Annotated in this window: 24 protein-coding genes; 3 read left to right on the top strand and 21 right to left on the bottom strand. The window is 65.0% G+C overall.

Going from position 1 to position 25,887, the window contains the following annotated elements:
• Positions 1-16 precede the first annotated feature (16 nt).
• The 8 genes from ftsH to wecB all read right to left on the bottom strand — a co-directional run bounded on the left by ftsH (position 17) and on the right by wecB (position 9,466).
• Entirely contained in the window at positions 17-1,960 is a 1,944-nt protein-coding gene (gene ftsH, locus ACREB7_RS01850) for an ATP-dependent zinc metalloprotease FtsH (protein WP_431590622.1), read from the bottom strand.
• Between the two features lie 81 nt (positions 1,961-2,041).
• The gene (gene tilS / locus ACREB7_RS01845; protein WP_431590608.1) at positions 2,042-3,046 is read right to left on the bottom strand and encodes a tRNA lysidine(34) synthetase TilS; all 1,005 of its coding nucleotides are present in this window, start codon (positions 3,044-3,046) and stop codon (positions 2,042-2,044) included.
• Complete coding sequence (locus ACREB7_RS01840) at positions 3,000-3,959, bottom strand: tetratricopeptide repeat protein (protein ID WP_431590607.1); 960 nt, start codon at positions 3,957-3,959, stop codon at positions 3,000-3,002. The genes tilS and ACREB7_RS01840 overlap by 47 nt, the downstream gene beginning before the upstream one ends.
• Before the next feature lie 123 nt (positions 3,960-4,082).
• Entirely contained in the window at positions 4,083-4,937 is an 855-nt protein-coding gene (locus ACREB7_RS01835) for a helix-turn-helix domain-containing protein (protein WP_431590606.1), read from the bottom strand.
• Between the two features lie 142 nt (positions 4,938-5,079).
• Entirely contained in the window at positions 5,080-6,381 is a 1,302-nt protein-coding gene (gene hslU / locus ACREB7_RS01830; protein WP_431590605.1) for an ATP-dependent protease ATPase subunit HslU, read from the bottom strand.
• 6 nt (positions 6,382-6,387) lie between these two features.
• On the bottom strand, positions 6,388-6,954 hold the full coding sequence (gene hslV / locus ACREB7_RS01825) for an ATP-dependent protease subunit HslV (RefSeq protein ID WP_431590604.1): 567 nt from the start codon (positions 6,952-6,954) through the stop codon (positions 6,388-6,390).
• A 111-nt stretch (positions 6,955-7,065) separates the two neighbouring features.
• Complete coding sequence (wecC, locus tag ACREB7_RS01820; protein ID WP_431590603.1) at positions 7,066-8,361, bottom strand: UDP-N-acetyl-D-mannosamine dehydrogenase; 1,296 nt, start codon at positions 8,359-8,361, stop codon at positions 7,066-7,068.
• Entirely contained in the window at positions 8,351-9,466 is a 1,116-nt protein-coding gene (gene wecB / locus ACREB7_RS01815) for a non-hydrolyzing UDP-N-acetylglucosamine 2-epimerase (RefSeq protein ID WP_431590602.1), read from the bottom strand. Before wecB ends, wecC begins: the two co-directional genes overlap by 11 nt.
• Before the next feature lie 222 nt (positions 9,467-9,688).
• Between wecB and ACREB7_RS01810 the strand changes: the two genes are divergently transcribed.
• From ACREB7_RS01810 to ACREB7_RS01800, 3 genes are read left to right on the top strand one after another with little or no spacing between them, the layout of a single operon-like run.
• The gene (locus tag ACREB7_RS01810) at positions 9,689-10,474 is read left to right on the top strand and encodes a metallophosphoesterase family protein (protein ID WP_431590601.1); all 786 of its coding nucleotides are present in this window, start codon (positions 9,689-9,691) and stop codon (positions 10,472-10,474) included.
• A complete protein-coding gene (locus ACREB7_RS01805) occupies positions 10,471-12,435 on the top strand; it encodes a polysaccharide biosynthesis protein (protein ID WP_431590600.1) in 1,965 nt (654 codons plus the stop codon). The genes ACREB7_RS01810 and ACREB7_RS01805 overlap by 4 nt, the downstream gene beginning before the upstream one ends.
• A gap of 33 nt (positions 12,436-12,468) precedes the next feature.
• Positions 12,469-13,254 (top strand): class I SAM-dependent methyltransferase, encoded by a 786-nt coding sequence (locus ACREB7_RS01800; protein WP_431590599.1) that lies wholly within the window; start codon positions 12,469-12,471, stop codon positions 13,252-13,254.
• Positions 13,255-13,261: 7 nt separating this feature from the next.
• On the opposite strand, the gene ACREB7_RS01795 is transcribed toward ACREB7_RS01800, so the two are convergent.
• From ACREB7_RS01795 to ACREB7_RS01735, 13 genes are read right to left on the bottom strand one after another with little or no spacing between them, the layout of a single operon-like run.
• Positions 13,262-14,128, bottom strand: a complete 867-nt coding sequence (locus tag ACREB7_RS01795) for an FkbM family methyltransferase (RefSeq protein ID WP_431590598.1) — start codon at positions 14,126-14,128, stop codon at positions 13,262-13,264.
• On the bottom strand, positions 14,125-15,207 hold the full coding sequence (locus ACREB7_RS01790; RefSeq protein WP_431590597.1) for a glycosyltransferase: 1,083 nt from the start codon (positions 15,205-15,207) through the stop codon (positions 14,125-14,127). Before ACREB7_RS01790 ends, ACREB7_RS01795 begins: the two co-directional genes overlap by 4 nt.
• Before the next feature lie 49 nt (positions 15,208-15,256).
• Positions 15,257-16,414: an N-acetyl sugar amidotransferase gene (locus tag ACREB7_RS01785; RefSeq protein WP_431590596.1), complete on the bottom strand. Its 1,158-nt coding sequence runs from the start codon at positions 16,412-16,414 to the stop codon at positions 15,257-15,259.
• Between the two features lie 10 nt (positions 16,415-16,424).
• Positions 16,425-17,201 carry a HisA/HisF-related TIM barrel protein gene (locus ACREB7_RS01780; protein WP_431590595.1) on the bottom strand — a complete coding sequence of 259 codons (777 nt, stop codon included), beginning with the start codon at positions 17,199-17,201 and terminating at the stop codon, positions 16,425-16,427.
• Entirely contained in the window at positions 17,202-18,032 is an 831-nt protein-coding gene (locus ACREB7_RS01775; protein ID WP_431590594.1) for a sulfotransferase family protein, read from the bottom strand.
• A 3-nt stretch (positions 18,033-18,035) separates the two neighbouring features.
• A complete protein-coding gene (hisH, locus tag ACREB7_RS01770) occupies positions 18,036-18,644 on the bottom strand; it encodes an imidazole glycerol phosphate synthase subunit HisH (RefSeq protein WP_431590593.1) in 609 nt (202 codons plus the stop codon).
• Positions 18,641-19,954, bottom strand: a complete 1,314-nt coding sequence (locus ACREB7_RS01765; RefSeq protein WP_431590592.1) for an oligosaccharide flippase family protein — start codon at positions 19,952-19,954, stop codon at positions 18,641-18,643. Before ACREB7_RS01765 ends, hisH begins: the two co-directional genes overlap by 4 nt.
• Before the next feature lie 53 nt (positions 19,955-20,007).
• A complete protein-coding gene (gene asnB / locus ACREB7_RS01760) occupies positions 20,008-21,834 on the bottom strand; it encodes an asparagine synthase (glutamine-hydrolyzing) (protein ID WP_431590591.1) in 1,827 nt (608 codons plus the stop codon).
• Positions 21,835-21,839: 5 nt separating this feature from the next.
• On the bottom strand, positions 21,840-22,430 hold the full coding sequence (locus tag ACREB7_RS01755; protein WP_431590590.1) for an acyltransferase: 591 nt from the start codon (positions 22,428-22,430) through the stop codon (positions 21,840-21,842).
• Positions 22,427-23,119 (bottom strand): acyltransferase, encoded by a 693-nt coding sequence (locus tag ACREB7_RS01750; RefSeq protein ID WP_431590589.1) that lies wholly within the window; start codon positions 23,117-23,119, stop codon positions 22,427-22,429. The genes ACREB7_RS01755 and ACREB7_RS01750 overlap by 4 nt, the downstream gene beginning before the upstream one ends.
• Before the next feature lie 11 nt (positions 23,120-23,130).
• On the bottom strand, positions 23,131-24,246 hold the full coding sequence (locus tag ACREB7_RS01745; protein WP_431590588.1) for a DegT/DnrJ/EryC1/StrS family aminotransferase: 1,116 nt from the start codon (positions 24,244-24,246) through the stop codon (positions 23,131-23,133).
• On the bottom strand, positions 24,243-24,806 hold the full coding sequence (locus ACREB7_RS01740) for a DapH/DapD/GlmU-related protein (protein ID WP_431590587.1): 564 nt from the start codon (positions 24,804-24,806) through the stop codon (positions 24,243-24,245). The genes ACREB7_RS01745 and ACREB7_RS01740 overlap by 4 nt, the downstream gene beginning before the upstream one ends.
• A complete protein-coding gene (locus tag ACREB7_RS01735; RefSeq protein WP_431590586.1) occupies positions 24,806-25,867 on the bottom strand; it encodes a Gfo/Idh/MocA family protein in 1,062 nt (353 codons plus the stop codon). Before ACREB7_RS01735 ends, ACREB7_RS01740 begins: the two co-directional genes overlap by 1 nt.
• Between the last annotated feature and the right edge of the window lie 20 nt (positions 25,868-25,887).

Below are 25,887 nucleotides of genomic sequence, written 5' to 3'. Positions count from 1 at the left end.
CCCCACCGACGCGACCCTATGCACCCTGCGGATTGATATCGCCGAACGGACGCGGCTTGCGCTTGATCTGCGGGAGCGAGCCGGCGTGGCCCGACACGGCGGTGCCATGCTGGCCCGCATCGTCCTCGCGGCCGATATCCTCGCCCTTGATCGCGCGCTTCGATTCCTCGCCCGACAGCGTCTCATATTCGAGCAGCGCGGCGGCGAGCAGGTGAAGTTCGTCGATATTGTCGGTCAGCACCTTGCGCGCGACCCCTTCGCCTTCCTCGACCAGCCGGCGCACTTCGGCGTCGATCAGGCGGGCGGTGTCTTCGGACATATTCTGCGCCCGCGACACGCTATGGCCCAGGAAAACCTCGTCCTGGTTGTCGCGATAGCGCAGCCAGCCGAGCTTTTCGGACATGCCATATTCCATGACCATCGAGCGCGCCATGTCGGTCGCCTGCTGGATATCGTTCGACGCGCCGGTGTTGAGCTCGTCGGTGCCATAGATCAGCTGTTCGGCAATGCGGCCGCCAAAGCAGAGCGCGAGACGCGCCTTCATCTGCTTCATGTTGGTCGAATAACGATCGCGTTCGGGCAGGTTCCACGTCACGCCCAGCGCACGGCCGCGCGGAATGATGGTAACCTTGTGCAGCGGATCGCAGCCTTCGACGTGCAGCGAGACGAGGGCGTGCCCGGCTTCGTGATAGGCGGTCGATTTCTTCTCGTCCTCGGTCATCACCATCGAACGCCGCTCGGCGCCCATCATCACCTTGTCCTTGGCTTCCTCGAACTCGCCGCTGGCGATCAGGCGCTTGCCCTTGCGGGCCGCGAGCAGCGCCGCTTCGTTGCACAGATTGGCGAGGTCGGCGCCCGAGAAGCCCGGCGTGCCGCGCGCGATCCGGCGCAGGTCGACGTCGGGCGCGAGCGGCTTCTTGCGGGTGTGAACCTCGAGGATCTTCTGGCGCCCTTCGATGTCGGGGCGCGGCACGACGACCTGGCGGTCGAAGCGGCCCGGACGCAACAGGGCGGGGTCGAGCACGTCGGGACGGTTGGTCGCGGCGACGATGATGATGCCCTCGTTCGCCTCGAAGCCGTCCATTTCGACGAGCAGCTGGTTCAGCGTCTGTTCGCGCTCGTCATTGCCATTGCCGAGGCCCGCGCCGCGATGGCGGCCCACGGCGTCGATTTCGTCGATGAAGACGATGCAGGGCGCATTGCGCTTCGCCTGTTCGAACATGTCGCGGACGCGGCTGGCGCCGACACCGACGAACATCTCGACGAAGTCCGAACCCGAAATGGTGAAGAAGGGCACGCCCGCCTCCCCCGCGATCGCGCGGGCGAGCAGGGTCTTGCCGGTGCCGGGCGAGCCGACGAGCAGTGCGCCCTTGGGAATCTGGCCACCGAGCTTGGAGAATTTGGTGGGATCGCGGAGGAATTCGACGATCTCCTCGAGCTCCTCACGCGCCTCGTCGATGCCCGCGACATCGTCGAAGGTCACGCGGCCCTGCTTCTCGGTCAGCATCTTCGCGCGCGACTTGCCAAAGCCCATCGCGCCCGAACCATTGTTCTTCTGGACCTGGCGGAAGACGAAAAAGGCGATGCCGAGGATCAACAGGAAGGGCAGGGACTGGATCAGCAGATAGATCCAGATATTGCCGGTTTCGGTCGGCTTGCCGTCATATTTGACATTGTTGTCGTTGAGCAGCTTTAGCAGTTCGGGATCGCGGATCAGGTTCGCGCTGAACCGGTCGCCGTTCGACAGCGTGCCCGTCGCGCGCTCCTCGGTCAGCACGACGTCCTTGACGCTGCCATCCTGGATTTTCTGGCGGAATTCCGAATAGGTCAACGGATTGCCCGCGGGCTGCGTGGCGCCGCCGAACATCGAGGCGACGAGGAGCATGGCGAGCAAAATGCCGCTCCAGATCATCACGCTCTTCATCCAGGGGTTGCCCTGCGGTTCCTTGTCGTCCTGCATTTCGATCGATTCCACCTTGCCGGGCCGGAGAGCAGCCCGGTTACCAAGATAGGCCCTTCGCGTTAAATGACAATGAGCAGATCAGCGCGAACGGCGCGCTTTTCGCCGGGGCGCCACCGAAATGCGCCAGAAATGCTCGTCGGCACCCCCGATCCGGTCGATGAGCAGGCTCCCGACCATCGCGCGGCGTCCATCGGCCATCGCCGCGATCACCCCGTCGAGCGTCACCCCGCGCAGGGTGAGGCGCGGATCAAAGGCGCATAATCGCCGGGCCACGACGCGGCGGAAAATCTCCGCCGGATAGCCGGCATCGCGGATCACGCCCGCGTCGTCGGCGTCGGGCCAGCGCGCGACCAGCTGATCGACGGTCCAGTCGAGCGCCGCATCGGCATCGGCAAGCCACCCTGCCGAGCGCGCCGCCGCCTCGGCATCGAGGAAATTCTGCGACCGCAATTCCTTGCGCAGCCGCGCGCGATCGAAACGGACGTCGGCGTTCGACGGATCATCGACAAAGGGCAGGTCGACCTCGAGCGCCAGCGCGACAAGATTGGCGCGGCGCCAGCCGAGGAGCGGGCGCAGCACATGGCCGTTGCGCGCGCGGATCGCGGCCAGCCCGCCGACCCCGCTGCTCCGGTTGATCCGCATGATCAGCGTTTCCAGCTGGTCGTCGGCATGATGTGCGGTGACGATATGGTCGAGCGCGTGCGCCTCGCGCCATTGGTCGAGCAACCGATAGCGTTCGGCGCGTGCGGCGGCCTGAAACGACCCGCGGATCGGCGTCGGGGGGCAGAGGATGGCGTGGGGAATATGGTCGCGCTCGCAGAAACCCGCCACCATCCGGGCTTCCTCGGCCGATCCCTGCCGCAGCCCGTGATCGACCGTCGCGGCGCGGACTTGTCCGGGGAGCAGCGTCACCATCAGCCACAGCAGCGCCATGCTGTCGGGGCCGCCCGAGACCGCGACGCCATAGCTCAGCCGCTGCCAGTCGGGACCGGCCAGCGTCTCCAGCTGTCGTCCGAGCCGATAAACGGCGTCGGTTTCAGCAGCCGGCTTTTGTTTTTGCGGCGGCAGCATCGGTTCGCACATCCTGAGGAGCCTTGTCGCCATAGACTTCCTCAAGCTCGCGGAAGGCCTTGCAGGCGTCTGCCTTGCGGCCCAGCTTGTCGAGCGCGACCCCCATGAACATCAGGCTGTGCGGCGCGCGTGCGCCACTCGGCCGATCCTTGTAATTATTATAGAAAGCGACCGCCGCGAGGCTCGGCTTGCCTTCGTCGAGATAGGAGCGGCCGAGCAGATTCTGCGCGAAGCTGGCGAGCCGATGTTGCGGCCATTTGGCAACGACGTCTTTCAACTGCGTCTGCGCCTCGGGATAGAGTTTCGCCTCCCACAGGCGATAGCCATAATTATAGGCGTCGTCGGTTTCGTTTCCGGTCGCGGGAATCTCGACCTTCTTCACCAGCGCCAGCCGGGCAGCGCTCGCCGCAGGCGCCGCCGGGGTTGCGGCGGGCTTCTTGGCCGGGGCGGCCGCAGCCGTCGCGGGCTTGGTCGTCGACGCGGCGGTCGTGACCGGCGGTTTGACGACTGCCGTGGTGACCGGAAGGCTGGCCGGGGTCGTCTCGACTGCCGGCGGCGGCGCAAGACGCTTTTCCATCTCGGCCTTATAGGCGGTGAACTGCTTTTCGAGTTCGCGCAGCTGGAAGCTGTTCTGCTCGGTCTGGCCGGTCAGCGTCTGCAACTGGTTTTCCAGCGCGTCGACACGCGCCGTCAGGTCGATCACCGGCGCGCTGCTTTTGACGCGATCGCCGGCGACATTGTCGGGTGCGATCTCGCCTTCGAAAAAGGCGGGGCTGCCGCCCGGGAACACCGAGCGCTGCACCGCGCGCATTTCCTTTTCGAGCCGGTCGACGCGCTTGCCGATCGCATCATCCTGCGCCTGAGCCCCCCCCGGAACCGAAACCAGCAACGCGGCAGCCGCAGTCCCCAGAAAATAGTTACGCATCGTCATCTGCCTTTTCGGCTCCCACACCCGATTAACCATTCATCGGTTCATAACGCGCCAACGCCCGCTTGCGCAAACTCAATTCGGCGCAGCGACCTCTAGGCCCGGCGGCCCGGGTTGCGATCAGCGCTTCGTCGTCGCCGGCGGGATGGTCTGCGCCGCTCCCGCACCCTCGGCCCGCGCGACCAGATCGGCGGGTTTGAGCGAGATATTCTTGACCAGCGTGTCAGCGGGGCCGACCGCACCGATATCGCGGCCACCGACGGTGACCTTCAGCGCCTGCGGAATGCTGGTGCGCAGTGTGAATTGCTGGATATAGTCCGCCGGCACCTCATAGGTTTCGCCCGCGTCGAGGGTGCGCCAGTTTTCGGTCTTACCGGTCGCGTCGTCGAAGCCGATCCACACTTCCGAAAGGCCGGTGAGCACCACGGGAGCGTCGGCGGGAATCGCCTGGCCGGGCGCTGCGGCCTTTGTCACGGGGGCGGTTCCCGGTTCGGTCGCCGGCGCCTCGGAATTTTCCGCCGCCTGGTTCTGTGCCGCGATCAGAGCTTCATCGGGTTCGACCGACAGGAAGCGCCAGATGCCATAGGCCGAGCCGAGCAGCAGCGCGACGATGACCAGCGTCCAGGCCATGCGCGCCGTCGGCAGGCGCGCCGGATCGGTCGGTTCATAGGCCTCGTACAGCGGGCGTGAACCATAAGCGTCTTCTTCGAGCTCGCGGCGGATCGAGGCGCCGATTTCGGCCTCGGGCAGATCGACGGCGCGGGCATAGGCGCGCGCAAATCCCGTCACATAGGTGCGGCCCGGCAGTTCCGAAAAGTCCGACTTCTCGATCGCTTCGAGGTGGCGCTGGGTGATACGCGTGCGCGTCGCGACATCGGCGAGCGACAGCCCGACGGCTTCGCGGGCCAGCCGCAGCCGGTCCCCGGTACGCGTAATCGCCAGCTCGCCCTGCTCGGGGGCCTCCTCGTCTGCCATCAAAATCTCCGTGCCGGCCGTTTGCAACCCGTGTCGACCGCGCGCGCCGTTCATCGCACCGACCGCGCGGCAAAGTCAAATGAAGTTCGGTAAATGAACGGCTGAAAAGGACGGGAATTACGCTCGTCTGCGTCCCACGCGATCAGAGCACATATTTGCTGAGGTCGGTGTCGCCGACGATGTCCGACAGCTGGCTGTCGACATAGGCGGCGTCGATGTCCACCGTCGTTCCGCCGCGATCCTCGGCGGTGAAACTGATCTCTTCGACCAGCCGTTCCATGATCGTCTGCAACCGACGCGCCCCGATATTCTCGACGCGTTCGTTGACCTCCGCAGCGAGCTTCGCCACGCGCGAGATCGCGTCGGGGGTGAAGTTCAGGGTCACACCCTCGGTCGCGATCAGCGCCGAATATTGCTCGGGCAATCCCGCCTTGGTTTCGGTCAGGATGCGGACGAAATCCTCTTCGCTGAGCGCGCTGAGTTCGACGCGGATCGGCAGGCGGCCCTGCAGTTCGGGGAGCAGGTCGCTCGGCTTCGCGACATGGAAGGCGCCACTGGCGATGAACAGGATATGGTCGGTCTTCATCGGGCCATATTTGGTCGCGACCGTCGTGCCCTCGATCAGCGGCAGCAGGTCGCGCTGGACGCCTTCGCGGCTCACCGAACCGCCGCGCACGTCGCTGACCGCGATCTTGTCGATCTCGTCGAGGAAGACGATGCCATTGGCCTCGGCATCGGCGAGCGCGATCCGCGCGACATCGTCCTGGTCGAGGCGCTTGTCCTGCTCCTCCTCGATCAGCCGCGTCGCGGCCTCGATGACCTTCAGCTTGCGGCGCTTCTTGGGCGGGCCGCCCATCGCCTTGCCGAGCATTTCGGACAGGTTGATCATGCTCATCTGACCCGGCTGGCCGGGGAGGTCGAAGTTCATGGCCGGCGCGTCGGCGACCTCGATCTCGACCTCGCTGTCGTCGAGATGGCCCTCACGGATGCGCTGGCGGAAACTCTGGCGTGTCGCCTCGCTGGCGCCCTTGCCGGTCAGCGCGTCGAGCAGCCGCTCCATCGCGGCCTCTTCGGCGGCGGCGCGCACCGCCTCGCGGCGGCGATCCTTTTCGAGCCGCACGGCTTCCTCGATCAGGTCGCGCGCGATTTGCTCGACGTCGCGACCGACATAGCCGACCTCGGTGAACTTCGTCGCCTCGACCTTGATGAAGGGCGCATCGGCGAGTTTTGCCAGCCGCCGCGAAATTTCGGTCTTGCCGCAGCCGGTGGGGCCGATCATCAGGATATTCTTGGGGCTCACCTCGTCGCGGAGGTCGGAGCCGAGCTGCTGGCGGCGCCAGCGGTTGCGCATCGCCACTGCGACCGCGCGCTTGGCGGCGGCCTGGCCGATGATATGCGTGTCGAGGGCGGCGACGATCGCCTTCGGGGTCAAAGCTTCGTTCATGGGGAGTTATGCCTGAATTTCGATGGTTTCTTGGGTGAACTGGTCGTTGGTATAGACGCAGATGTCGGCGGCAACTTCCATCGCCTTGCGCACCAGCACCTCCGGGTCCTTTTCGTAATCGACCAGCGCGCGCGCCGCCGACAGCGCAAAATTGCCGCCCGACCCGATCGCGGCGATGCCGCCCTTGGGTTCGAGCACGTCGCCGTTGCCGGTGATGACCAGCGTCACCTCCTTGTCGGCGACGATCATCATCGCCTCGAGGTTGCGGAGATATTTGTCGGTGCGCCAGTCCTTGGCGAGCTCGACCGCAGCGCGCAGCAACTGGCCATTGTGGCGTTCGAGCTTGGCTTCGAGCCGCTCGAACAGGGTGAAGGCGTCGGCGGTGGCGCCCGCGAAGCCGCCGATGACGCTGCCGTCATGGAGGCGGCGGACCTTGCGGGCGTTGGGCTTCATCACCGTCTGGCCCATCGACACCTGGCCGTCGCCGATGATGACGACCTTGTCGGCGTTGCGGGCGGAAAGGATGGTGGTTCCGTGCCAGGGCGAGGCACTATGCGCATGGGGTTCGGTCATGCGGCGGATATGGGAGAGTGGGGCGGGGCGCGCAAGGGGAGGGCCGCGCCCACCTTATTCCGTTTGTGTCGAGCGAAGTCGAGACACGCTCGGGAAGAGGGGGCGGTGCCTTTACGCCACCGCGCGCGGTGCGCTCGCGGCCGCCGGCCAGCCCTGATCGGGCCACAGGCCGCGCGTGTCATAGACGATCTTGCCGCTGCGTTCCTCGAGCGGGACCGATTTGAACACGTCATGGTCGACCAGCACGATCATCACGTCGCAATCGGCGAGTGCATCGTCGAGTTCGACGAGCTCGGCGCCGCTGCCGGCGAATTCCATCGGCAAGCCCTTGGCGAAGGGCTCGACGACCTGAATCCGCTTGCCGAACTGGCGCGCGAGCGCGGCGGCGACTTCGACTGCGGGGCTTTCGCGGAAATCGTCGATATTGGGTTTGAAAGCGAGCCCGAGCACGCCGACCTTCGCCTGCGGATGGCTCGCGACGAGTGCGGCGGTCGCGGCGATGACATGCGCGGTCTTCGACAGGTTAACCTCGCGCGCGGTGCGGATCAGCCGGCTCTCGTCAGGCGCGCCATGGACGAGGAACCAGGGGTCGACCGCGATGCAATGGCCGCCGACGCCGGGGCCCGGCTGCAGGATGTTCACGCGCGGGTGGAGGTTGGCGAGGCGGATCACGTCCCAGACATCGACCCCCATCTTGTCGGCGATCATCGACAATTCATTCGCGAAGGCGATGTTGACGTCGCGGTAGCTGTTCTCGACCAGCTTGACCATTTCGGCGGCGCGCGCGGTGGTGGTCACACAGGCGCCGCGCACGAACTGGCGGTAGAAGGTCATCGCGCGGCGCGCGCAGCGCGGGGTGATGCCGCCGATGCAGCGGTCGTTGTCGACCAGCTCGATCAGGATGCGGCCGGGCAAGACGCGCTCGGGGCAATAAGCGACGAAGATGTCGGGGGTTCCGGCGCAGCGGCCGGGAACCTTGAGGTCTGGGCGCTCGGCGGCGAGCAACTCGGCGACCTTTTCGGTCGTCCCGACCGGCGAGGTCGATTCGAGGATTACCAGATTGCCCGGCACGAGCACCTTGGCGATCGAGCGCGCGGCGTCGAGCACATACGAGATGTCGGGGCGATGTTCCGCGTCGTGTGGGGTCGGCACCGCGATGACGAAGGTGTCGGCGGCGACCATTGTCGTCGAGGCGACGAGCGCGCCGCGCGACACGACGCCCTGGACCAGGCCGTCGAGGTCGACTTCCTCGATATGCACCTTGCCGTTGTTGACGGTCTCGACGACGTGCGCGCTGACGTCGATGCCGGTGACCTTGCAGCCCGAGCGCGCGATCAGCGCGGCGGTCGGCAGGCCGATATAGCCGAGGCCGACGACGGTGACTTTCTGTTCGATATCAACGGGCACGCGCGACAATCTCCGCAATCTGGGTGCCTGCCGTGCCGTCGCCAAAGGGATTATGGGCGCGCGCCATGGCGGCATAGGCCCCTTCATCGTCCAAAAGGCTGAAAATTTCGGAAACGATGCGGTCCTTGTTGGTGCCGACGAGCCGCGCGGTGCCCGCTTCGATGCCTTCGGGCCGCTCGGTCGTCTCGCGCATCACCAGCACCGGCTTGCCGAGCGAGGGCGCTTCTTCCTGCACCCCGCCGCTGTCGGTGAGCACCAATTCGCTCGATGCGAGCAGCCGCACGAAATGCGGATAGTCGAGCGGATCGATCAGCGCGACATTGGCCAGGGCGCCGAGAATGGGCTCCATTGCGGCGCGGACATGCGGGTTGGGATGGACCGGAAAGATGACCGCGACGTCGGGCCGCGCCGCGATCGCGGCGATCGCGTCGGCAATCGCCTTCATGCCGTCACCGAAATTCTCGCGGCGGTGCGAGGTGACCGCAACGATGCGCTGGCCCGCAAAGCGCGCGAGCAGCGGATCGAGCCCGGCGGCGAGCGCGGGCTCCTCGTCGATGCGCGCCTTGGTCGCGAGCAGCGCGTCGATCACCGTATTGCCGGTGATGTGGATATTGGCCGCCGGGACATTTTCGGCGCGCAGCGCGGCCGCCGCCGTCTCCGTCGGTGCGAAATGCAGGTCGGCGACCGCGCCGGTGACCTTGCGGTTCACTTCCTCGGGCCAAGGGTGATAGATATTGCCGCTGCGCAGGCCCGCCTCGACATGGCCGACGGGGATCTTGCGAAAATATGCGGATAAGGTCGCCGCCATCGTCGTCAGCGTGTCGCCATGGACGAGGATGCGATCGGGCTTTTCGGCATCGAAGGTCTCCCCGAGCCCCACCACGAGCCGCGCCAGCAGCCCGTCGAGCGTCTGGTTCGCCTGCATGACGTCAAGGTCGATGTCGGGGGTGATGCGCGCGATGTCGAGCACCTGATCGAGCATTTCGCGATGCTGCGCGGTGACGCACACCCGCACGTCGAGCCCCGTCTGGCGCCGCAAAGCGTGCACCACGGGGAACATCTTGATCGCTTCGGGACGCGTCCCGAACACCGTCATCACTTTCATCGCGCGCTCATATATCGGGGGTTCATGCGCCCACGCCTAGGAGATTTTGGTTGTTATCCGCTTAACCGCGCATCAAAATGACCCGGCTGTGATCCTTGTCATTGCGCCAATCGCGGGTAAATGGCGGGGCATAGGCATCCCTATCGCCCCTTCGCGCGTTGTCGGCGCGCCGCAGCGGTGAACCGGCGATGGGGCTGGGCGTCAGGATCAATCGGTAAGACCATGTTGAAAAGACTTTTTGGCCGCAAGGAGGCCGCCCCCGAACCCGCCCAGGAAGATTGGCCACAAGTGCCGCCGGGCACGCGCGTCTATGCGATCGGCGATGTTCACGGCCGGCTCGACCTGCTCGACGCGCTGATCGCGCGGATCGCCGATGAGGGCGCGCGTAATCCCGCCGACACCGTCCATCTCGTGATGCTCGGCGATCTCATCGATCGCGGCCCGCAATCGGCACAGGTCGTCGAGCGTTTGTTGACCAAACCGGCGGGCATCGACGAGATGCATCTGCTGATGGGCAACCATGAAGAGGCGCTGCTCGAGATTCTCGACGGGGCCCATTCGCAACTGCCCGGCTGGATCCGTTATGGCGGCGAACAGGCGCTCGAAAGCTACGGACTTGAAGAAGCGGCCATTTTCGGGGATAGAGAGGCTCTGGTCGCCAAAATTCACGCCGGCATACCGGCTTCGCATGTTCGTTTGTTCCGCTCGATGGTGGATTATGTGCAGATTGGCGACTATCTCTTTGTTCATGCAGGGATTTTTCCTGGACGCCCGCTCGACCAGCAGCAGGTTCACGACCTGCGCTGGATTCGCGACGAGTTTCTCGACGACGACCGGGATCATGGCGTGATGGTCGTTCACGGCCACACGATCACCCCCGATGTCGATTGCCGCGCGAACCGCATCGGCATCGATACCGGCGCCTATCGCAGCGGCAAGCTCACCGCGCTGGTGCTCGAAGGGCAAAGCCAGCGCTTCCTCAAGACCGGGGAGAGCGTCTCCGCATGATCTTGGGGCGGATCTGGGGAGTGGTCGAGGAGCGGATCCTGGCCGTTCTGGCGTCGCTCGTCGCGCTGGGGCGTAGCGAGAAGCGCGCGATCCTGATCGTCGCCGATGCCTTGCTCTGCGTCGCGGCGGTGCTTGTCGCCTTTTCGTTGCGGCTCGGACAATGGCGGATTTTCGAATCGGCGGTCGGCCTCGCATCGGTGATCGCCCTGTCGAGCTGGCTTCCGATCTTCCTGATGCGCGGCACCTACAGCTCGATTCTGCGCTTTTCGGGCGGCCGGACGATGGTCGGGCTGGCCTATTCGGTCATGCTCTATGCGATCCCGATGATCGTCATTTTCGGTATCGTCGGCATGCACGGGGTCCCGCGCACCGTGGCGGTGATCCAGCCGATCATCTTCCTGCTTTTCCTGGCGATGACCCGCATCGTCGCGCGCTATGCCGTCGTCGACCTGCTCAAGCGCCGCGATATCCAGCAACAGTCGATCGCGCTGATTTACGGCGCGGGCGAGGCCGGGCAGCAGCTGGCGATGGCGCTGCGCAGCGATCCCGCGATGCGCCTCGTCGGCTTCATCGACGACGATCGCAAGATCGAGGGCGAGATCATCGACGGCGTGCCGATCTATTCGCGCCCGAAACTTCCCTATCTGGTCGACAGCTATGGCGTCACCGACGTGCTGCTCGCGCTGCCGCATGTCACGCGCTCGAAGCGCCGCCGGGTGATGAAATCACTCGAAGACTGGCCCATTCGCGTCCGCATGCTGCCCGATATGCGGCAGATCATCGACGAACAGGTATCGGTCAGCGACCTGCGCGACGTGCAGATCGAGGATTTGCTCGGGCGCGATCCGGTGCCGCCGAACCAGTTGCTGCTCGGACGGACGATCGTCGGCAAGACGGTGATGGTCAGCGGCGCCGGCGGATCGATCGGCAGCGAGCTGACCCGTCAGATCGTGACGATGCGTCCCGACAAGCTGATCCTGGTCGAATCATCCGAATATGGCCTTTATGCGATCGGCCAGGAATTGCAGGCGGCGATCGCCGAACTGCCCGACGGACAGCAGCCCGAACTGATCGAGGAACTCGGCAACGTCACCGACCAGTCCACCGTCCGGCGCCTGCTCGCGCGCTGGCGGCCCGATACGATCTTCCACGCCGCCGCCTACAAGCATGTGCCGCTGGTCGAAGCGAACCCGATCGCCGGCATCGGCAACAATGTTTGCGGCACCTTGTTCATGGCGACCGAAGCCGACCGGGTCGGGGTCACCAATTTCGTGCTGATCAGCACCGACAAGGCGGTGCGCCCGACCAATGTCATGGGTGCGTCGAAACGCGTGTGCGAACTGGTCCTGCAGGGTCTCGCAAGCCGCGGCAGCAAGACGATTTTCGCGATGGTGCGCTTCGGCAATGTGCTGGGGTCGAGCGGGTCGGTCGTCCCCTTGTTCCGCGAGCAGATCAAGAATGGCGGTCCGGTGACGGTCACGCACCGCGACGTCACGCGCTTCTTTATGACCATCCCCGAGGCGGCACAGCTCGTCATCCAGGCGGGCGCGATGGCGAAGGGCGGCGAGGTGTTCGTGCTCGATATGGGCAAACCGGTGCGGATCATCGAACTCGCGCGTACGATGATCAATCTGTCGGGCCTGACGGTGCGTGACGAGCATCATCCCGATGGCGACATCGAGATTGCCGAGGTCGGACTGCGCCAGGGCGAGAAACTCTATGAAGAGCTGCTGATCGGCGACGACCCCAAGCCGACGAGCCACAGCCGCATCATGCAGGCGCGCGAGGCGATGCTCGAATGGAGCGATTTGTCGGCCAAGCTCGACACCCTGCGCGAGGCGATGGACCATGGCCGGGCAGAGGAATGCCTTGACCTGCTCCACGACCTTGTCCCCGAGTTTCGCCCCCCCGAAGAGGTCAATCAGGCCAGCGCCGACGTCCAGGCGCCGCTGGCGGGCTGAGGCCACGCCCTTTTATTCGACGGAGTGGACTCTTTGGCCGCCAATTTCGCCGCGCTGGACCGCTATATCGACCGTCAGATCGAGGCCGTCGCCGGCTATTTCGGCCCTGTCGAGGCGGCGGCGATCGACGCGGTCGGCCGCTGGCAGGCCGAACAGGGGATCGCGGGCAATCTCGCCGAAATCGGCGTGCATCACGGCAAGCTGTTCTTTATCCTCGCGCTGCTGCGCCAGGCGGGCGAACGCGCGCTGGCGATCGACCTGTTTCAGGACGACGGTCTGAACACCGGCATCCACGCGGGCCGGGACACGGCCTTTTTCGACAATCGGGCCAGGCTGGGCATCGCGCTCGATGAGCCGGAGGTGTGGACGGTCGATTCGTTGACGCTCACCGCCGAAACGCTGCGGGCAAGGATCGGCGAGGTCCGGCTGTTCAGCGTCGATGGCGGCCACGCTTACCGGAATGTGATCCACGACATGCGCCTCGCCGAAGCCGTTCTCGCCGACGATGGCGTGATGATCGTCCATGATTTTTTCGGCGTCGGCTGGCCCGACGTGTCGGTGGCCGCGATCCATCTCCTCACCGAGATGAAGGACCGGCTGCAACCCTTTCTGATCACGCAATATAAATTGTTCGTCGCGCGCCCCGCCGTCGCCGAACACTATCGTGCGATGCTGGTGACCAGTCCGCGGCTTCGCGGCGCCCATTTGTCCGAGCGGACGATGTTCGATCGGCCGATCACGCTGTTCAACCTCGGGCGGCGCGAGCTGCTCGAGCGGCGGATCAAGCGCAAGCTGGGTCTCTACCCTAAGACGCTCTGACTACCGGTCAGCCGGCGAGGCATGCGTCGACGCGTTCGGCGGGGCAGATCACATATTCGCACAGCACCAGGTCGCCATGGATGCCGATGCTGTCGATCGGTGTCAGCTCATAGGAGCCGCCGCGCCCTTCGTGCAGCACGCGCAGGATACGATAATCGAGGTCGGCGAACCGCGCCTCGATCCGCGCCTGGCGTGCGATGCGGTCGGTGCGCCCGCTGTCGTAGCAGGGCAGGATCTCCATCGACACCAGCGGACGATCGCGCGCGATGACGGGCGCCAGGGCGTCGATGACGTCGGCTTCGGCGCCCTCGACATCGATCTTGATCAGGCCGACCGGCGCGGTGAGCAGGTCGTCGGGCAGGTCGTCGGCGCCTAGGATCGCGACGGTCTTGCGAAAGGTGATCGCCTCGCCCGGACGAAACCCCTCGACGATCGACGCGGCCGAATCGCCGCTGCGGCCGTGGTAGAGTTCGAGCGTCACGATACCGCTCTTAAGGCCGAGCCCGGCGGGCACCACGCGGCAATCGCGCCAGTCGTTCGCCGCGACCAGTTCCTCGACATAATGGACGCACACCGGATTGGGCTCGAAACCGACATAGCGGCGCGCCGGGTCGATCGTCTTCGTCTTGATCAGCGTCTGGCCGAGATTGACCCCGACATCGACGAAGGCGCCCGGCGCCATGCCCATCAACCGGCGTAGCAGGGCGAGCATCCACGGCTCGGTCAGTTCGGCCATCAACCCGGCGGAGACGGGTATGGCGACCGGGCGGCCGTCGACGCTCGCCTCGACCTCGCGATTGAGCCGGGCGAATTGGCCGAGCCGGCGCAGGATGCGGTTGGCCAGCCGGCTGTTCGCGCTGATCTCCATGCTCATGTCGTGCTGTCCTTCAGATAAGCGGCGATGCGATCGAGATTGGCGCGGTAGCTGTTGGCCAAAGCGAGGTCGGCGCGCGCGCGGGCTCCTGTATCCCGGCCTTCGCGGACCGCCGCAATGGCGGCGTCGAGTTGCCCCGCGATGGCGTCCGGATCGTCGCGCGGCGCCATGAATATGCCCGGCGCGTCGGCCTGCGCCGCGATCGGGCTGCTCACCACTTCGCCGCCGAGCGCGAAATATTCGAGCAATTTGTGCGAATTGACCCCGCGATTGCGATCGCGCGCGACATCATAGGGCAGCAGCCAGATATCGACGTCGCCGGTCGCCGCGATCAACGCATCGCCGGTCAACAGGCCGGCCATCTCGACGTTCGGCTGCGCGATCAGCCTGTCGGCCCAGGCCCGGATTTCCGGGGTTTCCCCCGCAACGGGGCCGATGAAGCGAAAGCAGCACGCGGGATGCGCGGCGACGAGCGCCGCGACACGGGCGCGATCCATCGCCGGCTGGGCAAGGTTGCCGATGAAGCCGATGATGACCGGCGCGTCGGCGACGCGCGTGCGCGGCGATGCGAGGCGGCTCCGCGCCGCCGCGGCGAACAGCGGCGACAGGCCATGGCCGACGACGTGGCGCGGCGCGGGCGATAGCGCGATCTCGGCGATCAGCGATGCGTCGACGCCCAAGATCAGGTCGGCGCCGCGATGCATGATGTCGCCCGGATCGAGCATGTCGACGACATGCAGGATCGAGAGCGGGGCGCGAAAAGGCCGATGATCGGCGAACTGCCGCGCATTGTCGAAATCCCACAGCAAGTCGAACGGCCCGATCGCGCGGGCAAGCGCCCTGGCGCGAGAGCGCGCGGCCGCGATGAACAGCCAGCGCGCGCGATATTTGGCGCGGGCGAGCGGCATACGGGGGTGATCGACCAGCGTGATCGCCGGATGGTCGCTCGGCGACAGGCGGACGCGGTCGCTGCCGCCCGGCGGGTTGACGAAAAAGACATGATGGCCGAGCGCTGCGAGTTCGCGGGCATAATGATGCTTCGATACCTGCAGCCCGGTCCAGGGCTGCGGCGAAATCATCAATATCCTGAGCGGGGCTCCCAACAGGTCGCAGCTTGCGCGCATCGGCCTAGCGCTTCAGCCCGACGGCGCGCATCGCTTTCCCCAGCGTTCCGACGATGCGGAAATAGCGTTCGCGGTGGGCCTGATCGGTGCCGTACACCTCGTGGCGCTGGTTGGGCAGGCTCAGCACCGCCTCGAACTCGCTCTCGGTGAAGCCGAGCTTCTTGCGCACATAGGCCTTGTCGCGTTCCTGCATCGCTTCGTCATAGGTCGGCTGCTGCAGCTCGCGCAGCGCCTCCTCGCGCGTCGCCTGGCCCGACAGGATCAGGTTCGACAGATGCGCCTTGCGCTTGTCGACCCCGAATTTCCGCGGGAGGATATAACCCTGATAAAAGCGGGTGAAGAGCGATTCATAATGTTTGCCGCCATAGTCGACCCAGTCGAGTTCGCGGATCAGCAGCGCCTTCGCCTCGGCCTTGTTATAGTCGATCAGGTCGAGCACGGCCTCGCTGTGGATGCCGCGGACCAGCTGATACCAGGCCTTTTGCCAGACGCCGAGCGCGGGCAGCTTCTTCAGCGGCTTGGTTCCGAACTTTTTGTGAATATTACGAATATTTTCAAGGTCGAACTTCGCATAGTTCCACGACGGCGGCATCACCGATTCGGTCGCAAAATTGAGGCCCGAGAGCATATATTTAAGCTTGTGCTTCGCCGCGAGACGATAGAGCGCACCCGAGATCATATGGTCGGTCGGTACTTCCAGATCGACGACCGACGCCTTGAAATAGGCGCGCTGGAGGTCGCGAAACTCCTCCCAGTCCATCACGAAGGTGTGGAGTTCGAAACCCAGCTTCTTGCAGATATTTTCGATATTGCGGACCGCGAGCTCGTTGTTCCAGCCATTGTCGAAATGGACGATCAGCGGGCGCAGATTCCATTGCTTGGCGAGCCAGGTGACATAGCTGCTGTCCACCCCGCCCGACAGGCCGATGACGCAGTCATAAGGCTTGCCTTCTCCATCGGCGCGCACGTCGGCGAGCAGCGCGTCGAGCCGCGCCTGTTTTTCCTCGGCGCTCGGCTGGGTCGCCATAAGCGCCTGATATTCGTGCCAATGGTTCGACACGCCCTCTTCATCGAAGACGATGTCGGGGTCGCTGCCGTCCATCACGGTGCGCGTGCAGACGCGCGTCGACGAGGTGGGCAGGGGAGAGGTGGCTTCGGTCACGGGATCCCGTTCAGTCGAGCTTGGCAAATAATTGGTCGCGCAGATCGGCCTCATCGGGATAGGAGATCAGCACGCCCTGATTCTGGGCGCGATAGACGAACAGGCTCGACGCCGCCACCGCCGATGCGCCGCCGCCTTGAATCACAGGCAGAAAATCGCCGAGCGCCGATGCGCCGCCGCACGCCACCACCGGGACATCGACCGCTTCCGCCACTGCGGTGATCGTGGGCAGATCGAACCCCGTCCATTTGCCGTCGCGATCGATGCTGGTGACGATGATTTCGCCCGCGCCGGCAGCGGCCATCGCCTTGGCCGCCTCGACCGGCGATTGCCCGGTCCTGGTCTTGCCGCTGCGGGCCAGCACCTGCTGTCCGCCGAGCAGCTTTTTGGCATAGGGCAGCGCCACCGCGACCGCCTGCGCCCCGAAACGTTCGGCAATCGCGGTCACCAGCCCGGGCTGCGCCAGCGCTTCGGTCGACAGCACGACCTTTTCGAGCCCGAGCGCGAAGAGTTTCGCCGCGTCCTCGACGCTGCGAATGCCGCCGCCATAGCCCATCGGCAGAAAGGCTTCTTCGACGATATCGCCGATCGCTTCGAAATCGGGTCCGCGACCATCGACGCTGGCATCGATGTCGAGCAGCAAAATCTCGTCGACCATCTTGGTGTTGAAGATGCGCACCGCGTTGATCGGGTCGCCGATATAGGTGCGCTTGCCAAAGGCGACGGTCTTGACCAGACGCCGGTCGCGGTCGATCGTCAGCACGGGGATCACACGAATGCGGCGCATTCAGACCTGCCACTTCGCAAAGCTCTGCCCGGTCAGCGCGCGCAATTGGGCGACTTCGGGGGCATAGCGGCTGCGCAGTTCATCGACCTGGTCGGCGGACAGGTCGGGTTTTTCGAGGCCCGGGAACAGTATCCGGCTGATCGCCGGACGGCTGAGCTGCGCATCGAGGTCGAAGGGCGCCAGCTTGCGCGCGGCGCGATAGGGAAGCGCCATTCGCCAGCGGCTGGGCACGCCGTTCGAGGCATTGGTGTTCGACTTGAACGCAAAGGCTTTTTCGTCGGCGATCGCGTCGAGGCCGAGGAAGGCGAAGATGTCGTTCATCGTTTCGTGACGCGCGCGATTAAGCTCGTCGCTGTCGACCACCAAAATCTGTTCCATCCGAAAATGCTCGAGGAAAAAGCGCAGTTGCCAGGCATATTTGCCGGTCTGGAACTGATGGTCGTTGGCCAGGTTCCAGGCGATGTCTTCCTGGACCGTTTCGCCGACATAATTTTCGACAATGTGCGAGCGATAGCGCTCGATAGGATCGCGGACGAGATAGATCAGCTTCGCATCGGGAATGATCGCCGCCATCCGCTCGGGCGCGCCCTTGTAGAAGGGGTGATGGCTCTTGGTATAATTCTGCGACGCCTCGCCGCGCACGGCTTTTGTGCCGTCATATTGCGCGCAATACCAGTCGAGCGAGCGGTGGGCATTTTCGCCCGAGAAGAAGTTGATCTCCTTGTCCGGCGCCATATGCACGTCGGGATGGAGGTCGAGATAATCGTTGAGGCTGGTCGTGCCGCATTTCATGGCACCGATGACGACGAGGTTGGGCAGCGCGGGCCTCATCGCTCAGAGGCCCGCATAGCGGGTGAGGACCGCCATGCCGAACGACAGGCTCTTTTCGGGATGGAACTGGACCCCGAAAACATTGTCCCTCTCGACCCCGGCGGTGAAGCGATAACCGTGCTGCGTGCTGCACAGCTCGGTCGCCGGATCGTCACACGCGATATGAAAGCTGTGAACGTAATAATAGCGCGCCTCGGGCGTATCGACCGCCATCCGATGGTTCTTGTTCCAGTCGGTGTCGGCCCAGCCGATATGCGGCACCTTCAGCCGCGGATCAAGACGAGCACGATCGAAGGCGACGGTCCTTGCGGGGACCCAGCCGAACCCCGGCAATTGTCCTTCGTCGCTGCCGCGCGTCAGCAACTGCGCGCCGAGGCAGATGCCGAGCATCGGCACTCCGCGCTTCACCGCTTCGTCGAGCGGCGCGGACAGGCCTTTGTCGTGCAGTCGCTGCATGCCCCAATCGAACTTGCCGACCCCGGGCAGGATCAGCCGGTCGGCCTTGGCGACCTTGTCGGGATCGCCGGTCAGCTCGGCACGATGCCCCAGATAGTGGAGCATGTTGATGATCGAGCGCGGATTCCCCGCATCATAGTCGACGATCGTGATCATGGTTTGGCCGGTGCCGCGTCTGCGGCCAGTCCCTGTCTGCTCCGATGATCGCGCTCGACGATCAGGATGCTGCTGCTGAGATAAACGAGGTATAACAATATCTGCACGCCCGCAAACACGTCGATGGCGATTTCGGGCGAGAAGCCCAGAAAGGCCACCGAAGCAACGGCAACGGTGGTCGATACCGCGAAAAAGATCGACAGGAAAAAGTCGAGCCGCTGGCGATGATAGAGCCACAGCACCTTCGACGCGGGCATGACGATCAGTTGCAACGCCATGACCGGCGCGAGGATGCGCGCGATATGCCCCGCCTCGTCCCATTGCGGGCCGAGGACAAAGACGAAGAGCTGAGGCGCAATCACCGCGAGGATGGCGAAGCTCGGGATGCTGATCGCGCTCATCGCCGCCACCAGCCGCCAGAACAGCGGGCGGCAATGACCGTCGCGCGCGATATCCTGCGCGGCGCGGCGGAAAAAAACCTGCCCGATCGCGCTGCCCAATATGCCGACGGGCAACATCAACAGGCCGCGCGCGCGGTTATAATGGCCGACGATATCGAGCATATTGCCCCACAGCGACAGGACCAGCACCGGCGATGCCCCCGACACCTGTTCGATCATCGAGGTGGGCGTGGTCCACAGCGCATAGTTGCGATGGGCAAGCCCCGCCGTACGCATATCGCTCCACGACAGGCCGCGCAGCCCGGGGAGGCTGGCGCGGCTGCCGATCCACACCCACAGGAAAGCGGCGAGCTGGCCGAGGAAATATCCGATCATCAACCCGCGCGCACCGAAGCCGCCCCACGCCAGCGCCAGAGCGCCGCCCGACGAAATGACGACATTGACGATCTGATAGCCGCTCATCAGGCGATAATGATGATGGCGGTTCGCCCAGCCGAGCAGCGCGCTCCCGGTCCCCGAAGCGAGAACCGTGGCGGGCAGCAGCAACAGCCAGAAACCAAGCTCCTCGACGCCTTTTGCGCCGGCCACGCCGGTGACCAGAACCCCGACCAGCGTCAGCGCGGCAAAGCCGAACGCCAGCAGCAAACTTAGTCCAAGCAGTGCGCGTGCCTGTTCCTCATCGGCCTCTGCCACCAGCGCGCGCGCCATCTGGAGGTTGGCGACCGCCGCGAGGATGACCGCGATCGACATATAGGTCGCCAGCACGCCATAATCGGCGGGCGAATAAAGGCGACTGAGGATCGGCGCGAAACCGAAGCTGACCGCCGTGGCGATAACCTGTCCGCCCGACAGCGTCGCCGCGCCGCGCAGGAAGGAGGAGTGTCGCAGTTTGAGCAATCGGGCAAGCAAGGCTGCACAGGTCCTCGTTCGCGGGATGCGGCCCGGCGGGCCGCGCCCCGGGGCTATAATGAAACCGCAAACCGCCTGACCCAGGCGGCGAGGCTGATCAAGCGAAATATGGCGGGATCGTAAAGGCTGGGATCGAGGCGATAGCGGTCGAGGCGCTGGCGGAGCTGCGCCGCGTCGAGCAGCGGCGCGAGGGTCGAAACCGCATCGTCGAGCATCGCCGCGAGCCGGTCGGGATATTGAACGCCGAATTCGGCGTCGGGCGACGAAAAGCCGATCTTGTTGCGCCGCCAGCGGATATCGTCGGGCAATTCCGCCATCGCGTCGCGGAAAATCCGCTTCTGCCAGCCGCCACCGACCAGATATTCGGTCGGCAGGCTGCAGACGAATTCGACCAGCCGGTGGTCGAGGAACGGAACGCGCGATTCGATGCCGAACTGCATCGCGTTGCGGTCCTGCGAATGGAGTTGATAGGGGATGCTCGACCGCACCAGCTCGTCGATCGATAGCGGGCGGAAATCCTTGGGCGGCGCATAGGCGTGGCGCGCTGCGCCCTTGCCGCGCCACAGCCCGGCCATCAGCGGCGACGCATCGCTCTCGCGCCGCAGGAACGCGGCGACCATCTTGCGGACGGTGAGCGGCATCGGCTCGGCGTTGGTCAGACTGCGCCCGCGCAGGTTGCGGCCGACCTCGGCCAGATTGCCGCTTTTGATCGCCGCGCGCTGCGCCGCGAGCCAGAATTCGCCATATCCGCCGAAATATTCGTCGGCGCCCTGGCCGTCGAGCATCACCGTCACGCCCGCCTCATGCGCTGCCTTGAACAGCGCATGTTCGTTGAAATGGCTGCCGCCGGGCAGCGGCTGGTCCTGCGAAAAGGCGAAACTTTCAAGCCATTCGGGGGTGTAATAATCGAGCAGCGAGACCGGCACTTCGACCGGTCGGAAGCCGAAACGCCCGGTCACCTGGGCGGCATATCGGCGTTCATCGTGGCGATCGTCGGCGTGGTAGATGGTGAACAGCGGGAACTGCCCCGGGTCGCCGACCACCGCCGCGCTCGCCGCCGCGATCGACGAGCTGTCGACCCCGCCCGACAGGCTGGCGCCGACGGGGACGTTGGCGACATGATGCGACCGGACCGCGTCGTCGAACAGCGCGCGCAGCCGTTCGCAAGCCTCGTCATAGGCGATGTCGCGCGGCTCGACGTGCAGGCTGAGCTCGTACCAGCGCATCTGGACGAGCTGGTCGCTGACGAGGTCATAGACCGCCAACTGGCCGGGCGGCATGAGTTTGACGTCGGCAAAAAAGCTGCGTTCGTCGAGGTTGAGGCGCCCATGTTCGAGGAAGGTGCGCAGCACGCTGTGGTCGGGCGCCGATCCGACGAGGCCGGTCGCGAGCAACTGTTTCGCTTCGGATCCCGCGATGAAAACCCGGTCCGACAGATGATAGCAGAGCGGCTTGATGCCGAAGCGGTCGCGCGCGAGCAGCAATTTGCGCCGCCGCGCATCATAGAAGCAGAAGGAAAACATCCCCTGCAAGCGCGGCAGCGCATCGACCCACCATTGGTCGAGCGCGTGGAGCAGCACCTCGGTATCGGACTTGGTGTGGAATATGTGCCCGAGCGCTTCGAGCTCGGTCCGAAGCTCGCGGAAATTATAGATGGCGCCATTGAACTGCAGCCAATTGTCGCGGCTGCGCATCGGCTGGTTCGACCGGTCATTGACGTCGATCACCGCGAGGCGTCGATGCGCGAGGCCGACCGGGCCGAGTTCGACGATCCCCTCGGCATCGGGACCGCGGTGCGCGACTGCATCGGCCATCGCCTGCAGCAGCGGCCGTTCGACGGGGCGTCCGTCGCGATTTACCAGGATTCCCCACCCGCACATGGAAGTCAGCTAGCCCCCGGCGACGACAGCGTAAAGGCGTCGCCAAAGCGACCGAGATATTGGTGGCGCAGGTTGCGGCGCGCAAAATCGTCGAAACGGACCGCCGGGATATAGCCGTGCTTCGCATCCGCCGCGATCGACGGGGTAGGGCGGTCGTGCGTTCCGACCACCCGGGCCGGATTGCCCGACAGGATCGAGCGCGGTTCGAGGCAGGATTTGGTCACCACGCTGCCGCGCGTCACGATGCAGAAATCGGCAAGTTCGACCCCGGGCAGGATGGTGCAGCCGTCTTCGATAATGCAATGATCGCCGATGACTTGGGGCGCGACCTCGAGATAGCTGGTCAGGCGCGTCGGGTCGTGGTCGCCGGTGATCAGCCCGACTTCGCGGCCGATCCGTACCCCATTGCCGACAACGAGCCCCATGTTGGCGCTGACATAGCAGCGTGGCTCGATCCCCGGCCAGCTGTCGCGGCCGAGCAACACGCGGTTGGGGTAGGCGAGCTGGCTGTCGGGATGCATCGGCCAATAGGCCGCGCCGTTGATGCCGACCAGATGCTGCGCGAAGCGAACGCGCCAGGGAACCGAGCGGTTCATGCAGCGCCCCAGATGCGGTCGAAAAGCCCTGCGTCGATTGCGGCGCCGCGCAGCTTCGCGATCTCGGACAGCGGCGTATAGCCGACATAGGGCGCCGCGCGCTGCCAATGCTCGCACGCCGCAGGATCGAGCCGCTTGATCAACCGCGCCGGATTGCCCGCGATGACGCAATGGCCGTCGGGAAAGCTGTCGGTGACGACGCTGTTCGCGCCGACGATCGTGAAATCGCCGAGCTTTACGCCGGCCTCGACCGTGACGTTCATCGTCAGCAGGCTGTATTTGCCGATGAAGATCGAAAAATCCTCGGGAGCATCGGTCGGCTCCTGCCCCTCGGCGACCGAGCGCATCCGCACCGTCGGGGCGATCTGGGTGTAATCGCCGATATAGATGCCGCCGCGTCCGTCGATGTCGCAACCGACGCTCCAGCCGGGCGACGTTTCCGGACCGATCACCACGAAGCGCCCGCCGCGCACGCGCGTCGTTGGATGTACCGGCCAATAGGCATCGGCATTGCGGCGCATGACGCGCTGCCAGAACCACATGCGAAAATGAATATCGACCTGCGTCTGCGCGGTATCGACGAAGAAGCGCTTGCCGGTGAACCGGTGATAGCGTGCCTCGAACAGCCGGCGCAGCCGGTCGACCGCCGTCGCGGGCCAGCTCATCTGCATGTTGAGGAGGCGGCTCATGCCAGGGGCAATCAGGCCGCGCCGGCCCCCGCCAGCACCGCGGCGATGATGCGGTCCTGCGCTTCGTCGGTGAGGTAAGCGTGCATCGGCAGGCTGAATACCTGGCTTGACCAGCGGTCGGTCTCGGCCATGCCGCCCGCGACGCGGCACTTGTCCCTATACGCCGGCTGGACGTGCATCGGCTCGGGATAATGCACCCCGCTCGGCACGCCGGCAGCCTTGAGCGCGTCAAGGATCGCGGCGCGGTTCGGCGATTTCAGCGCGAAATAGCCCCAGACGCTGGTGCGGTCGTCGGCGATCATCGGCAGTTCGAGCGCGTTGTGCCCTGCAAAAGCCGCCAGATAGCGCGCACCGAGCGCCTGCCGCCGCGCGATCTCTTCGTCGAAGATTTCGAGCTTGGCGAGCAGCACCGCCGCCTGGATCGTGTCGAGCCGCCCGCCGACCCCGACGCGCGTGTGGTGGAAACGCCGCGACTGGCCATGGATGCGGATTTCGCGGCACGCCTGCGCAAGCGCATCATCATCGCAGAAGATCGCGCCGCCGTCACCATAACAGCCGAGCGGCTTGGCGGGGAAGAAGCTGGTGCAGCCGATCGCGCTGGTGCTGCCGCTGCGGCGGCCCTTATAGGTCGAGCCAAAGCTCTGCGCGCCGTCCTCGATCACCGCGATGTCCAGCGGCTCGGCGATCGCGTTGATCGCGTCCATGTCGGCGCATTGGCCATAGAGCGAGACGGGGATGATGGCGCGGGTCTTGTCCGAAATCGCCGCCTTCACCGCCTGCGGATCGATCGTCGAGGTCGCGGGGTCGATATCGACGAACACCGGAGTCGCGCCGACCAGCGCGACGACTTCGACGGTGGCGACGAAGGTCGCCGAGGTCGTGATCACCTCGTCGCCGGGGCCGATGTCGAGCGCCATCAGCGCGATCAACAGCGCCTCGGTCCCCGAGGCGACGCCGATGCAATGCTTCGCGCCAGTATAGGCGACCAGCTTCTCTTCGAGCTCGGCGACCTCGGGGCCCATGATATATTGGCCATGGTCGAGTACCGTCTGGATGCGGGCGTCGACCGAGGTCTTCACCGCGCGATATTGGGCCTTCAGGTCGTTGAATTCGATCACGTCGCTCATCGGGGAGAACATTCCTCGTCTGTTATCTGATAGTCGCGGCTGCACGCGCCGCAGGTCACATCGCCCGCGCCTTCGAGCCGCACGCCGCATTCGCACATCCAGCCGATCTGCCGCGCGGGGACACCGACCATCAGCGCATAGGGCTTCACATCGCGGTTGATCACCGATCCTGCGCCGACGAAGCCATAGGCGCCGATCGTCACCCCGCACACGATGGTGCAGTTCGCGCCGAGCGTCGCGCCCTTGCGCACGATCGTCTCGCGATACTCGTCCTTGCGCGGCACCGCCGAGCGCGGATTATAGACATTGGTGAAGACCATCGCGGGGCCGCAGAAAACATCGTCCTCCAGCGTCACCGCGTCATAGACCGAGACGCCGTTCTGGATGCGGACATTGTTGCCGATGGTGACGTCGTTGCCGACATAGACATTCTGGCCGAGCGAACAGCCGCTGCCGATCCGCGCGGTGCCGCACACATGCACCCAGTGCCAGATCGCGGTGCCGTCGCCGATTTCGGCGCCGGCATCGACGATGGCGGTGTCGTGAACCTTCGCCGCCATCAATAGTCCAGCGGCAGCGACACGCGCTTGCCGTCGCGCGCCGAGAGGTAGGAGGCGATCAACACTTCAAGGCTGCGCAGCCCTTCGCGGCCGTCGGTTGCGGCGTCGCAGTCGCCCGCCAGCGTTCCGATGACATTGTCATAATAGAGCTGGTGGCCGAAGCCATAGACCGAGCCGGTGTCGTAGGAAGCCGAAGCAACCTGGTCGTCATCGGCATGCGGGGTGTCGAAGTCCCAATTCTCGATCTTGTTCAAGGCGACGCCGCCGACCTTCACGCTGCCCTTTTCACCGAGGATCGTGATCGAACCTTCGAGATTCTTGGGGTAGGTCAGCATCGTGACGTTCATCGAGCCGAGAGCGCCCGAACGCCAGCGGACATTGATCACCGCCGTATCCTCGACCTCGATATTGCGCGCCAGCGTCGCGGTATAGGCGTGCAGGCTTTCGATCGGGCCGCCCAGCCAGTCGAGCAGGTCGACATAATGGCTGGCCTGGTTCATCAGCGCGCCGCCGTCGAACTCCCAGGTGCCGCGCCAGGCGGCGCTGTCGTAATAATCCTGCGGCCGCGTCCAGAACACATTGACCGCGACCATATAGATGCGCCCGAAACGGCCGCTCTCGACGGCGCGTTTGAGCAGTTGCAGCGTCGCGTTGCGGCGGTTCTGCTTGACGATGAACAGCTGGACGCCTGCCTTGTCGCAGGCCTCCACCATGCGCAGGCCATCGCGCCAGCGCGTCGCCATCGGCTTTTCGGAAATGACGTGGCGTCCGGATTCGGCGATCTCGATCACCTGCGCCGGGTGCAGCCCGCTCGGCGTCGTGACGATCACGGCGTCGGCGTCGGTCGTCTTGAGCATCTCGGTCAGCGAGGCATGGCCGCGCGCGCCTGTACGCTCCGTAGCCTTCGCCAGCGCGGCGGGATCGATGTCGCAAACGTCGACGATTTCGACGCTGTTGCCATGCGCTTCGAGCGCGGCGAAATGATTGGCCGAAATCCGCCCGCACCCGACCAGCGCATAGCGTTGGCGGCGGCCCGCAATCGGCTGAATTACAACGCTCATAGAGTCTATAATTTCCTGTT

The sequence above is a fragment of the Sphingopyxis sp. genome (genome assembly GCF_050725615.1).
In the GTDB taxonomy this organism is placed as follows: domain Bacteria; phylum Pseudomonadota; class Alphaproteobacteria; order Sphingomonadales; family Sphingomonadaceae; genus Sphingopyxis.
The sequence above is the reverse complement of the archived record's forward strand: the minus strand, read 5'-3'. Positions and strand labels throughout refer to the sequence as shown.